Here is a 12,719-nt window from a genome sequence, read left to right as displayed (position 1 = left end):
CGGAGCGGTGGACGGGACCGCGGGTCTCGGCGGCCAGCTCGCGGGCGGCTTGGAGTCGGGCCTGGGTGGTGCGGTGGACGGGACCGCAGGACTGGGCGGCCAGCTCGCGGGCGGCCTGGAGTCGGGCCTGGGTGGTGCGGTGGACGGGACCGCGGGTCTCGGCGGCCAGCTCGCGGGCGGCCTGGAGTCCGGCTTGGGCGGCGCAGCGGGTGTGGGCGGCCAGCTCGGCAGCGGCTTGGAGTCCGGCCTCGGCGGCGCGATCGACGGCGCGGCGGGCGCGGGCGGCCAACTCACCTCCGGCCTGGAAACCAACCTCGGCGGCGCCCTGAACGGCAGCACCGGCCTCGGCGGCCAAGTCACCACCGGTCTGGAATCCGGCCTCGGCGGCACCCTCACCGGCGCCACCGATCTCGGCGGCTCCGCGACCGGCCAGCTCGGCGGCGCCCTGAACGGCGCCGCCGAAGCCGGAACCGCCATCGGCTCCACCGCGCAGGCGGGCGCCGAACTCGGCGGATCGGCGGCGGGCAGCGCCTCCGGCGCGCTGGGCGGCTCCCTCACCGGCGCCGCCTCGTCGGCGAACAGCGCCTGGCACTCGGTCGACGTCTCCAGCGCCTTCGGCGACACCTCGTTCAGCGGCGGTGGCAGCGGCGGCGCGACGGGAGCGAGCTCGGTGACCGGCGAGAGCTCCCTGTTCGGCACCTCGCAGAGCGGCAGCGACGCGCACGTCGACACCGACACCGATCACGGCCTGTTCCACTGATCCGGGCGATGATCCACGGGCTGTCCGTCCCGGCCGGGACGGACAGCCCGTCCGCGCGACGAAAGGCGACTTGATGACCGCACCGACGGCCCCCGCCCTCCCGCTGCTCCCGGTGCTCACCGAGACCATCGCGGTGGCGCGCGCCGCGCACCGCTCCGACCTGGTGGACCGCCTGCACGCCGCGGCCGAGCGGGTGCGCGACCCGCGCCGCCGGATCGTGATCGCCGGTCAACTCGGCCAGGGCAAGAGCCGGTTCGTGAACGCCCTGCTGAACGCGGAGTTGTGCCCGGTCGGCGATGGGGGCGGCACGGCGCTCCCGATGCTGCTCGCGCACGGCGACGAGCCGCGCGCCGAGCTGGTGCTCGCCGGCACCGAGGCGGGCGCGCCGGAGGTGCGGGTTCCGATCCCGCCGGACGCCGTCGCTGGCATCGACGCGCGCACCCCGCTCGCCGAGGGCCGCCGGGTGCTGCGGCTGGAGCTGCACGCCCCGAACCCGCTGCTCGCGGATGGCATCGTGCTGGTCGACACCCCCGGCGTCGGCGGCTCGGGGCCGGGCGCGGCGACGGTGCTCGGCATGGTGCCGACGGCCGACGCGGTGCTGGTCGTCTCCGACGCCTCCACCGAACTCACCGAGCCCGAGCTCACCTTCCTGCGCCAGGTGCGCGAGCTGTGCCCGACGGTCGCGCTGCTGCTCACCAAGGTCGACCTGTACCCGCACTGGCGCCGGGTGCACGAGGCCGACGTCGCCCACCTCGAACGCGCCGCGCTCCCGCTGCCGATCATCCCGGTCTCCGCGCTGCTCCGCGAGCACGCCATGCGTACCAGGGACCAGCAGCTGGGCCGGGAATCGGGCTTCGGGGAGCTCTATCAGTACCTGCGCGACGAGGTCGTCGCCCGCGACCAGGCCGCCGTGCGCGCCGGGGTGGCCCGCGACATCGCCGCCGCCGCCGAACATCTCGCGCTCGCGCTCGGCAGCGAGCTCGTCGCGCTGCGCGACCCGGACCGGGGCGCGGCGGCCCTGCAGGAGCTGCGCACCGCCAAGGCAGCCGCCGAGGAGCTGCACCGCCGCACCGCGTCCTGGCAGCAGACGCTCGGCGACGGCATCACCGACCTGGCCGGCGACACCGACCACGACCTGCGCGAACGTCTGCGCGCCATCGCCCGCGACGGCGAGGAGTGGATCGACGACCACGACCCGGGCAGGCACTGGGAGCGGATCGCGGAGTGGCTCGGGCTGAGCGTGGACAGCGCGCTCGGCGACAACCTGCTCTTCACCCACGAGCGCGCGGCCCGGCTGGCCGAGCGGGTCGCCGAGCACTTCGCCGAGCTGGGCGCGGTCGAGCTGCCCGACGTGCGCGGCGCGCTCGAATCCGGCGACAGCCGTGCGGGTTCCGGCACCCTCGCCGACCTGGAGAAAGACATCGGCTTCGGCAGCAAACTGCTGGTCGGCATGCGCGGGTCGTACGGCGGCATGCTGATGGTCGGGCTGGCGAGCACCTTCGCCGGGCTCGCCATGCTGAACCCGATCTCGCTCGGCGCCGGGGTCCTGGTCGGCGGCAAGGCCTTCCGGGACGACAAGCAGGCCAGGCTGGCGCGCCGCCGCGGCGAGGCCAAGACGGCGGTGCGCCGCTTCGTCGACGACGTCGCGTTCCAGGCGGGCAAGGAATCGAAGGACCGGCTGCACCGCATCCACCGCGCGCTGCGCGACCACTACACGGGCGTCGCCGAGCGCGCGCTGCGCTCGCTGGAGGACTCGCTGCGCGCCACCCAGGACGCCGCCAGCGTGGAATCCTCCCGCCGCGCCGAGCGCTGCGCGGAGCTGGAGCGGCAGCTGCGGGTCGTCGCCGAACTGCGCAGGCACGCCGTCGCGCTGGCACCGGCGGACACCCCGCAACTGCCGGGCAATCCGCCGGTACGGTAACCGGATGACGTCAGGAACCACCCGTGGCGCCGTCGGCCTCGTGCCGGAGGCGCAGGCGCTGATCGAGACCGCGCGCCGCGCCTTCGCCAGGGACGCGCGGCCGCGCGCGCTGCTCGGTGACTGCGCGCACCGGCTGGAGCAGCCGCTGCGGGTCGCGCTCGCCGGCTCGATCAAGGCGGGCAAGTCGACGCTGCTGAACGCACTGGTCGGGCAGGACATCGCGCCCACCGACGCCACCGAGTGCACCCGGGTGGTCACCTGGTACCGCAACGGCCCGACGCCGAGCGTCACCGCGCTCGCGCCGGACGGCGACCGCGCCAACGTGGTGGTGCGCCGGGCGGGCGGCGCGCACGGCCTCACCTTCGACCTGGACGGATTGCGCTGGCAGAGCGGCCATCCGCGGGATATCGACCACCTGGAGGTGGAGTGGCCGGCCGCGCCGCTGGCCGCCACCACCATCATCGATACGCCCGGCACCTCCTCGCTCTCCCGCGAGGTCTCCCGCCGCACCGCGCGGCTGCTCACCCCGGAGGACGACGCCGCCGTCGCGCTGCCCGGCGCCGACGCCGTGGTCTACCTGCTGCGCAGGCTGGACGATGCCGACGTGCGCTTCCTGGAGCGGGTCGGCGTCGGCACCGCGGGCGGTACCGGGCCGCTCGGCGTGATCGGCGTGGTCTCCAGGGCGGACGAGATCGGCGCGGGCGCGCTGGACGCGCTGCACTCCGCGCGCGACGTCGCCGCCCGCTTCGCCGGCGAGCTGGAGCGAACCGGGCTGTGCCAGGCGGTGATCCCGGTCGCCGGGCTGCTCGCCTTCGCCGCCGCCACGCTGCGCCAGCAGGAGTACGCGGCCTTCGAGGCGCTGGCCGCCGTTCCGACGGCGGAGCTGAGCGCCGCGCTGCTCTCCGCGGACCGCTTCGCCCGCCAGGACATCCCGCTGCCGGTGCCGCCGGAACTCCGCTTCCAGATCGCGGAGCGCTTCGGGCTCTTCGGCATCCGGATGGCGGTGACGCTGATCCGGCTCGGGATCAGGGACTCCGCCGCGCTCGCCGCCGAGCTCACCGCGCGCAGCGGCGTCGACGAGCTGCGCACCGTGCTCGACACCCAATTCGGCCAGCGCGCCGACCAGCTCAAGGCGCACTCCGCGCTGACCGCGCTGGACCGGGTGCTGCGCGGCTACCCGGGCACCGAGGCCGACCGGCTGCTGCCCCGGGTGCGCACCCTGCTCGCCGACGTGCACGGCTTCGCCGAACTCCGGCTGCTCGGCAGGCTGCGCACCGACGAACTCCCGCTCCCCGCCGGCGATCTCGCCGAGCTGCACCGCCTGGTCGGCGGCACCGGCATCGCCTCGCACCTGCGCCTCGGGCTGCCGCCGGACGCCGCCCCCGACGCCATGCGCGCCGCCGCGCTCGACGCCGTCCGGAAGTGGCGCTCCCGGGCCAAGCACCCGCTCGCCGACCAGGCAACCAGCACCGCCTGCCTGACCGCCGCGCGCAGCGCCGAGGGCGCGCTCAGCCAGCTCTAGCCGAGATCCGGCCGGGCCGCGTTCGAGTTCTGTTCCACGCGGGCACTTCTCAGGGATCCACCTCGTCGAGCAGGTCGGCCAGCCGGGCGAGGCCGGAGCGCCAGCCGCGCTCCATGGCATTGCGGGCCATCTTCTGCCGCCGGTCCGCGATGTCGAACCCGGTCTGGGTGAGCAGCAGCCTGGTGCCGCGGCCCTGCGGCCGGACGGTCAGGTCGAGCGGCCAGCGGGCGGGCCGGGGAGCCCGCACGTCGACCCAGGCCAGGGTGAGCTGCTCGGGGGCGCGCGCGGTGAGCACCTCGCAGGCGATCTCGCCCGGCGAACCGGCGGGAAGGGTGAACAGGAAGTGCGTGCCCTCGGCCGCCGCGAAACCCACCGACGGCATGAGCCAGCGCTCCAGCAGCGCCGGTTCGGTGAGCGCCCGCCAGACCTGCTCCGGTGATCGCGGCAGGAAGGTGCCGATCTCGACGGCGGCGGGATCGAGCCCGGCATCCGACGTCATCGGCGCACCCCCGCCCGGAACCCGTTCATGATCACCAGCTTTGCACGCGGACCGGCGGGCCGCGCGGATTCCGATCGGCGCGGTTCTACAGCGCCGCCGCCACCCGCTGCACCCCCGGCCCGGTCGCCTCGACCAGCCCGGCTGCCCGCCCGCTGGCGACCAGCAGCAGGTCGCAGGCGGTGCCGCGGAGCTCGTCCGGCCCGTCGCCGCCGCTCCAGTCGCAGTCGGTGGCGACCAGCCGGATGCCGCGCAGCCGCTTACGGGCGCCCCAGAACACGCTGGTCCGCACGTGGTCGAGCGCGGCGAGGGTGGGCTCGAGGGGCACCGCGTGGGCGCGGCCGAGCGGGCGGGCGATGTCCTGGCTGTGCACGAGGAAGTCGGCCAGCGGGTCGAGCGGACCCGCGCCCGGTGCGCGGCGCGGGGAGGCGGCGTCCGCGCGGAGCTGCGCGATCAACTCGGCCGGGGTGAACAGGGCTGCCCGCTCCTTCGCCTGCGCTTCGGTCATCCGGTCGAAGTCGAAGCGGGCGCGCACCGCCGCCCGCAGCGTGCCGCGCAGCGTGTCCCGGGTGGAGAGCGTCAGGTGCGCCGCCAGCTCGTGCATGGTCCACGCCGGGCACAGCGACCGCACCTGCCACTCGGCCGGCTCCAGGGTGGCCAGCAACCCGGCCACCGCCAGCCGCACCTCCTCGGTCCACCCGATGATCTCGGCGCGATCCATCCGGTCCTCCTTCTGGTGGTCGTCTCGGCAGTGCCGACGGTCCGGGCCGCCGAAATTGATCGGTCGGCGAGCGGGTAGACCGCCGGTGACCCGAGAGGAGGCGACCATGAGCCGAAACGACGTCGTCGCGGCGCTGCTGGAGCGGGCGGGCGGCACCTTCGCCGCGCAGGCCGGCATCACGCTCGACGACAAGCCGGCGCCGCTGTTCCGGCTGCTGATGCTGACCGACCTGCTGAGCGCGCCGATCGCGGCCGACCTGGCGATCGGGGCAGCCCGCGAGCTGGTGCGCAGCGGCTTCGGCACGCCGCGGAAGGTGGCCGACGCCGGGTGGCAGGAGCTCGTCGACGCGCTCGGCCGCGGCCACTACCGCCGCTACGACGAGAGCACCGCGACCAGGCTCGGCGAGAACGCCCGCGCCGTGCTCGACCGCTACCACGGTGACCTGCGCGAACTCGCCGAGCAGGCGGACGGTGACCGCGAGCGCGCCGCCGAACTGCTCCGTGAGTTCACGGGCATCGGCCCGACCGGCGCCGCCATCTTCCTCCGCGAGGTGCAGGACGTCTGGGCCTGGGTCGGCCCGTACTTCGACGAACGCGCCGGGCAGGGCGCCGCGGCGGTGGGGCTGCCGAGGGGCGAACGCGAACTCGCCGGGCTCGCGCCGCGCGGCAGGCGGGCCGAGCTGGCCGCCGCGCTGGTCCGGGTCACCCTGGACGACGAGCTCGCCGCCGCGATCCGGGAATAGATCCCGCGAGCCCCCGGTTGTGGTCATTCGACAAGGTTGAGTGGGGCAAGCTCAAGTTTCGGTTGACGCCCGTCGGAGATGGGTGCAGGATTGAGCCGACCACGCTCAGCGTTACACAGCTCGGTACGTCAACAAGGAGGAAACAACTATGGCTCGTGCGGTCGGAATCGACCTCGGGACCACGAACTCGGTAGTCGCCGTGCTCGAAGGCGGTGAGCCGGTCGTCGTCGCGAACTCGGAGGGATCGCGGACCACTCCGTCGATCGTCGCGTTCGCGAAGAACGGTGAGGTGCTGGTGGGTCAGCCCGCCAAGAACCAGGCCGTCACCAACGTCGACCGCACCATCCGTTCCGTCAAGCGCCACATCGGCACGGACTGGAACGTCGAGATCGACGGCAAGAACTACACCCCGCAGGAGATCAGCGCGCGCACGCTGATGAAGCTGAAGCGCGACGCCGAGGCCTACCTGGGCGAGGAGATCGCCGACGCGGTCATCACCGTTCCGGCGTACTTCGAGGACGCCCAGCGCCAGGCCACCAAGGAAGCCGGCCAGATCGCCGGGCTGAACGTGCTGCGCATCGTCAACGAGCCCACCGCGGCCGCGCTCGCCTACGGCCTGGACAAGGGCGAGACCGAGCAGACCATCCTGGTCTTCGACCTCGGCGGCGGCACCTTCGACGTCTCGCTGCTGGAGATCGGCGAGGGCGTCGTCGAGGTCCGCGCCACCTCCGGCGACAACCACCTCGGTGGTGACGACTGGGATCAGCGCGTCGTGGACTGGCTGGTCGAGAAGTTCAAGGCCAGCGCCGGCATCGACCTGACCAAGGACAAGATGGCCCTGCAGCGGCTGCGCGAGGCCGCGGAGAAGGCGAAGATCGAGCTCAGCTCCTCGCAGAGCACCTCGATCAACCTGCCCTACATCACGGTCGACGCGGACAAGAACCCGCTCTTCCTGGACGAGCAGCTGAGCCGCGCCGAGTTCCAGCGGATCACCAGTGATCTGCTCGATCGCACCCGCGCGCCGTTCCAGCAGGTCGTGAAGGACGCCGGGGTCAAGGTCGCCGATATCGACCACGTGGTGCTGGTCGGCGGCTCCACCCGGATGCCCGCGGTCACCGATCTGGTCCGCGAGCTCACCGGCGGCAAGGAGCCCAACAAGGGCGTGAACCCGGACGAGGTCGTCGCCGTCGGCGCCGCGCTGCAGGCCGGTGTGCTCAAGGGCGAGGTCAAGGACGTCCTGCTGCTCGATGTCACCCCGCTCTCGCTCGGCATCGAGACCAAGGGCGGCGTGATGACCAAGCTCATCGAGCGCAACACCACCATCCCGACCAAGCGCTCGGAGACCTTCACCACGGCCGACGACAACCAGCCGTCGGTGCAGATCCAGGTGTTCCAGGGTGAGCGCGAGATCGCCTCGCACAACAAGCTGCTCGGCTCCTTCGAGCTGACCGGCATCCCGCCGGCCCCGCGCGGCGTGCCCCAGATCGAGGTGACCTTCGACATCGATGCCAACGGCATCGTGCACGTCACCGCGAAGGACAAGGGCACCGGCAAGGAGAACACGATCAAGATCCAGGACGGCTCCGGCCTGTCCAAGGAGGAGATCGACCGGATGGTGAAGGACGCCGAGGCGCACGCCGCCGAGGATAAGGCGCGGCGCGAGGAGGCGGAGACCCGCAACCAGGCCGAGTCGCTGGTGCACCAGACCCAGAAGTTCATCGCGGACAACGAGGACAAGGTGCCCGCGGACATCAAGTCCAAGGTCGAGGCGGCCATCGCCGAGGCGAACGAGGCGCTGAAGGGCACCGACATCGCCGCCGTCAAGGCCGCGGTGGAGAAGCTCGCCACCGAGTCCCAGGCGCTGGGCCAGGCGATCTACGAGTCCGCCGCCGCCGACGGCGCGGCCGGTGACGGCCAGCCCCAGCAGGGTCAGGCGGACGACCAGGTCGTCGATGCCGAGGTCGTGGACGAGCCGGTCGACACGGAGAAGAAGTGAGCTCGGAGCAGCAGGAACCGGTCACCTTCGTCGACAAGCGCAAGATCGATCCGGAGTCCGGTGAGGTCAGGGAGCCGGACAAGGCTCCCGAGCCGGACACCGAGATCGGCGGCGAGTCGAACGGCAACGGCTCCGACCCCGCGGCGGCGGCCCCCGCCGCGGGCAAGGAGGCCGAGCTGACCGCGGACCTGCAGCGGCTGACCGCCGAGTACGCCAACTACCGGCGCCGGGTCGAGCGCGACCGCAAGGCCGCCACCGACTCGGCCAAGGCCGCCGTCGTCACCGAACTGCTCGGCGTGCTGGACGACCTGGACCGGGCGCGCGCGCACGGCGACCTGGAGTCCGGCCCGCTCAAGGCGGTCGCCGACAAGCTCGCCGAGGCGCTGCGCAAGCAGGGGCTCGAGGAGTTCGGCGCGGTGGGCGAGGCCTTCGACCCGACCCTGCACGAGGCCGTGCAGCACGAGGGCAGCGGCGCCGATCCGGTGCTCGGCCTGGTCATGCGCAAGGGTTACCGCTTCGGGGAGCGGGTGCTGCGGCACGCGCTCGTCGGAGTCACCGACGCGGTGCCGGGAGACCCGGCGGAATCGGGTGAGAAGACCGGTGAGGCAGCGGATTCCACGACCGGCGAGAGCGACGCGGCATCGGGAGCAGCTGATGCCGAGACGACCGGACGATAGAGACGCGAGAGGAGGAGATGCTCGGTGAGCCAGCGGGAGTGGATCGAAAAGGACTTCTACAAGGAGCTGGGTGTCTCCGCCGACGCCACGCAGGACGAGATCAAGAAGGCGTATCGCAAGCTCGCCCGGGATAACCACCCGGACGCCAAGCCCGGCGACAACCGGGCCGAGGAGCGGTTCAAGGCCGTCAGCGAAGCGCACGCCGTGCTCTCCGATCCGGCGAAGCGCCGGGAGTACGACGAGACCAGGAAGCTGTTCGGGGGCGGCGGTTTCGGCCGCGGCGGCGGCTTTCAGCCCGGTGCCGGTGGCGGGTTCTCCCAGAACTTCGACATCGGTGACATCTTCGGCGGCGGCGCGGCCGGCGCAGGCGACGGCGGCCTCGGCGACCTGCTCGGCGGGCTCTTCAACCGCGGCGGCGGCCCGCGTACCGCGGCCACCAGGCCGCGGCGCGGGGCCGACGTCGAGACCGAGACCACCCTCGGCTTCCGCGAGGCGGCCCAGGGCGTCACGGTCCCGCTGCGGATGACCAGCCCGGCGCCGTGCACCACCTGCCACGGCAGCGGTGCCAAGCCGGGCACCAGCCCGCGCACCTGCCCGAACTGCAACGGCGCCGGTGTGGTCAGCCGGAACCAGGGCGCCTTCGGCTTCAGCGAACCGTGCGACGAGTGCCGTGGCACCGGCTCGCTGATCGACGACCCCTGCGTCGACTGCCGCGGCACCGGCGTGCAGAACCGGACCCGCACGATCACCGTGCGGATCCCGCCCGGCGTCGGTGACGGGCAGCGCATCCGGCTGGCCGGACAGGGCGAGGCCGGGTTGCGCGGTGCGCCCTCCGGCGACCTGTTCGTCAGCGTGCACGTCAGCCAGGACAAGGTCTTCGGCCGCAACGGCGACGACCTGACCCTGGTGCTGCCGGTGAGCTACGCGGAGCTGGTGCTCGGGACGACGGTCTCGGTGCCGACGCTGGACAGCCGGGTCGGCGTGAAGGTGCCGCCCGGCACCGCCGACGGCCGCATCCTGCGGGTGCGCGGGCGCGGTGTCCCGAAACGCAGCGGCGGCGCGGGCGACCTGCTGGTCACCGTCAAGGTCGCGGTGCCGCCGCGGCTGGACGAGAATGCCGTCCAGGCGCTGCAGCGGTATCAGGAGGCGGAGAAGACCAGCGGCTTCGATCCTCGTGCGGGATGGGCAGGTGCGTAATGTCCGACGATCCGAAACAGATGTCCAACGCGGCGCGGGCCGAGTTCTTCATGATCTCGGTCGCGGCCCAGCTGGCAGGCATGCATGCGCAGACCCTGCGCACGTACGACCGGCTCGGCCTGGTCACGCCGCAGCGGACATCCGGTGGCGGCAGGCGCTACTCGGCCAGGGACGTGGAGCTGCTGCGCGAGGTGCAGCGGCTCTCCCAGGACGAGGGCGTCAACCTCGCCGGTATCAAACGGATCATCGAATTGACCAACCAGGTCGAGGAATTGCGCGAACAGGTCGCCGAGCTCTCGGCGGAGGTGGAACGCCTGCGGGCGGGCTACCGGCCGGATCTGGCGCCCCAGCAACGCAGTACCGCGCTGGTGGTCTGGCAGCCGCGCAATAGACACGCGCGGTAGCGCGTCGAATTCGGAATTCGCCAGCAAATCAACAGCCCTCGACGGCGCACCCGCTCCCGGAGCGGAGCCCGTCGAGGGCTCTTGGCATTTCGGCCCTTTTCAGCGGTATCTGGACCGAATTCGCCCAGCTACACAAACTTTCGGTCGGTTTATTGCGCTTTTTGAACAGGCCATCCAGTATTTTATGAAATAAGCGCGTGATATTCCAGTGCATCGCTCCCGCGCTGGCAAACTTGCACCTAGACTCGTTTCCATCGGCTGCCGAAGTGTTCCCCGGTAGAGTTCTCGTGCGAAATGGGGTTGTGACACAAATGGATTCGCGGACCGTCGCGCTGGTCAGGACGACGTTCAAGGCGGTTGCCGCGGAAGAGGGGGGCCGAGAGGCGCTCGCGCGGACTTTCTACGCGATCTTGTTCACCGATTACCCGCAGATCCGCGATTTCTTCCCGGCCGCCATGGACGCCCAGCGCGACCGCCTGGTGCAGGCCATCACCTACGCCCTGGACAAACTGGACGAGCCGGAGAAGCTCCAGCCGTTCCTGGCCCAGCTCGGCCGTGACCACCGTAAGTACGGGGTGCGGCCGGAGCACTACATCGCCGTCGGCTACTCGATGAAGAAGGCGCTGCGGCAGTTCACCGGCACCGAGCTGTGGACCGACGAGGTCGAGCAGGCCTGGGACGGCGGGCTCGAGGTCATCGCGAACACGATGATCGGCGCGGCCGCCAAGGAGACGACGCCGTCGGCCTGGCGCGGGGTGGTGGTCGAGCGCCGCGAGGTGCTGCGCAACCTCGCCGTCGTCCGGGTGCAGCTGGACCAGCCCATGCAGTACGCGGCGGGGCAGTACCTGAGCGTGCAGATCCCCTCCCGGCCGCGGATGTGGCGCTACCTCTCGCCCGCGGTGCCGCCGAACGCGAGCGGCGAGGTCGAGTTCCACGTGCGCGGGGTCTCCGGCGGCTGGGTCAGCCCGGCCATCGTGACCAACACCGCGGTCGGCGACCAGTGGCTGCTCGGCTCCCCGCTCGGCGGGCTCGGGCTGCCGCGCAACACCAAGCGCGCCATGCTCATGGTGGCCTGCGGCACCGGGCTGGCCCCGCTGCGCGCCCAGCTCATGGCGATGGCGCAGCGCCGCACCAACCCCAAGGTGCACCTCTTCGTCGGCGGGCACCACCCGTGCGATCTCTACGACCTGGAGACGCTGAGCCAGCTGGCGATGGCGAACAAGTGGCTCACCGTCACCCCGATCACCGAGAGCGACGAGAACCCCTGGTGGTACGAGGGCCCCACCGACCCGGAGCGCGACCTGGCCGGGCTGGAGCCGCGGCTCACCGGCCAGGTGGGCAAGGTGGTGGCGAACTACACCCCGTGGACCGACCGGGACGTGCAGATCGCCGGGCCGCCCTCGATGGTGCAGACCACCAAGTTCCGGCTGATGGCGGCGGGCACCCCGGCCGACCACATTCGGCACGACCCGCTCTTCTGAGCGGCTACAGCCCCTCGTACTGGATGCGCTCCACCGGGGTGCCGATGTCGATCAGCTTCTCCACGGTCGCCCGCGTCATCCCCGGCGAGCCGCAGACCAGCACCTGATGCCGGTCGAAGGCGCCGTGCGAGCCGATCACGTCGGCCAGCGTGCCGTGCAGCTGCTCCTCGGCCGGGAAGCCGATGTCGACCCGGGAGCGCTCGAACCACTCGTCCGGCCAGCTCGGGTCGTCCGGCCGCTCGACGACCGGGATCACGGTGAGCCAGGGCAGCTCGGTGGCGAGCAGGAAGAGCATGTCGTCGGCGTAGAGGTCGCGCGGCGAGCGCCCGCCGACGAACAGGTAGGTGCGCGGCGGCTGCTCGGCCCTGGCCAGCTCGAGCAGCTGCGAGCGCATCGGCGCCAGCCCGGTGCCGCCCGCGATCAGCACCACCTCGTCGCCGGCCGGGTCGATGGTGAAGCTGCCCATCGGGGCGCTGATCCGCCACTCGTCGCCGGGCTGGGTGTCGGCCACGATCGAGCCGCTCAGCCAGCCGCCGGGCACGGTGCGCACGTGGAACTCCAGCTTGCCGTCGAGCGAGGGCGGGAGCGCGGGCGAGTACCGCCTGCTCACCGTCGGCTGCTGCGGCACCCGCACCTGCACCGATTGACCCGCGCGGAAGGGGACGAACTCGCCGATCAGCCGGATCACCGCGACGTCGTGCCGGAGCCGGTGGTGCCCGACCACGGTCGCCGACCATTCACCGTCGCCCACCGCGCGCGGGTCGGGGCCGTCCAGCGGGCTCGGATCGATGTCCATGTCTCT

At 72.4% G+C, this 12,719-nt stretch carries 12 protein-coding genes; 9 read left to right on the top strand and 3 right to left on the bottom strand.

Going from position 1 to position 12,719, the window contains the following annotated elements:
• The first annotated feature begins 235 nt into the window (after nt 1–235).
• The 3 genes from LTT61_RS17015 to LTT61_RS17005 all read left to right on the top strand — a co-directional run bounded on the left by LTT61_RS17015 (nt 236) and on the right by LTT61_RS17005 (nt 4,203).
• Entirely contained in the window at nt 236–760 is a 525-nt protein-coding gene (locus LTT61_RS17015; RefSeq protein ID WP_233014915.1) for a hypothetical protein, read from the top strand.
• A 73-nt stretch (nt 761–833) separates the two neighbouring features.
• A complete protein-coding gene (locus tag LTT61_RS17010) occupies nt 834–2,681 on the top strand; it encodes a dynamin family protein (RefSeq protein ID WP_233014914.1) in 1,848 nt (615 codons plus the stop codon).
• A 4-nt stretch (nt 2,682–2,685) separates the two neighbouring features.
• Nucleotides 2,686–4,203 (top strand): dynamin family protein, encoded by a 1,518-nt coding sequence (locus tag LTT61_RS17005; protein ID WP_233014912.1) that lies wholly within the window; start codon nt 2,686–2,688, stop codon nt 4,201–4,203.
• Between the two features lie 49 nt (nt 4,204–4,252).
• On the opposite strand, the gene LTT61_RS17000 is transcribed toward LTT61_RS17005, so the two are convergent.
• Entirely contained in the window at nt 4,253–4,702 is a 450-nt protein-coding gene (locus tag LTT61_RS17000; RefSeq protein ID WP_233014910.1) for an SRPBCC family protein, read from the bottom strand.
• Nucleotides 4,703–4,787: 85 nt separating this feature from the next.
• Nucleotides 4,788–5,420: a maleylpyruvate isomerase family mycothiol-dependent enzyme gene (locus LTT61_RS16995; RefSeq protein ID WP_233014908.1), complete on the bottom strand. Its 633-nt coding sequence runs from the start codon at nt 5,418–5,420 to the stop codon at nt 4,788–4,790.
• 106 nt (nt 5,421–5,526) lie between these two features.
• Between LTT61_RS16995 and LTT61_RS16990 the strand changes: the two genes are divergently transcribed.
• From LTT61_RS16990 to LTT61_RS16965, 6 genes are all read left to right on the top strand, one after another.
• Complete coding sequence (locus LTT61_RS16990) at nt 5,527–6,162, top strand: endonuclease (RefSeq protein ID WP_233014906.1); 636 nt, start codon at nt 5,527–5,529, stop codon at nt 6,160–6,162.
• A 148-nt stretch (nt 6,163–6,310) separates the two neighbouring features.
• On the top strand, nt 6,311–8,158 hold the full coding sequence (dnaK, locus tag LTT61_RS16985; RefSeq protein ID WP_233014904.1) for a molecular chaperone DnaK: 1,848 nt from the start codon (nt 6,311–6,313) through the stop codon (nt 8,156–8,158).
• Complete coding sequence (gene grpE / locus LTT61_RS16980) at nt 8,155–8,835, top strand: nucleotide exchange factor GrpE (protein WP_233014902.1); 681 nt, start codon at nt 8,155–8,157, stop codon at nt 8,833–8,835. The genes dnaK and grpE overlap by 4 nt, the downstream gene beginning before the upstream one ends.
• Before the next feature lie 24 nt (nt 8,836–8,859).
• Nucleotides 8,860–10,032, top strand: coding sequence for a molecular chaperone DnaJ (gene dnaJ, locus LTT61_RS16975; RefSeq protein ID WP_233014900.1), 1,173 nt, complete (start codon nt 8,860–8,862; stop codon nt 10,030–10,032).
• Nucleotides 10,032–10,436: a heat shock protein transcriptional repressor HspR gene (locus LTT61_RS16970; protein WP_233014890.1), complete on the top strand. Its 405-nt coding sequence runs from the start codon at nt 10,032–10,034 to the stop codon at nt 10,434–10,436. Before dnaJ ends, LTT61_RS16970 begins: the two co-directional genes overlap by 1 nt.
• Nucleotides 10,437–10,747: 311 nt before the next feature.
• Nucleotides 10,748–11,917, top strand: coding sequence for a globin domain-containing protein (locus LTT61_RS16965; RefSeq protein WP_233014888.1), 1,170 nt, complete (start codon nt 10,748–10,750; stop codon nt 11,915–11,917).
• A 4-nt stretch (nt 11,918–11,921) separates the two neighbouring features.
• Here LTT61_RS16965 and LTT61_RS16960 read toward each other — a convergent pair whose 3' ends face one another.
• On the bottom strand, nt 11,922–12,713 hold the full coding sequence (locus tag LTT61_RS16960) for an FAD-binding oxidoreductase (protein ID WP_233014886.1): 792 nt from the start codon (nt 12,711–12,713) through the stop codon (nt 11,922–11,924).
• Nucleotides 12,714–12,719 lie beyond the last annotated feature (6 nt).

It is taken from the genome of Nocardia asteroides (genome assembly GCF_021183625.1).
Taxonomy (GTDB): domain Bacteria; phylum Actinomycetota; class Actinomycetes; order Mycobacteriales; family Mycobacteriaceae; genus Nocardia; species Nocardia asteroides_A.
The sequence above is the reverse complement of the archived record's forward strand: the minus strand, read 5'-3'. Positions and strand labels throughout refer to the sequence as shown.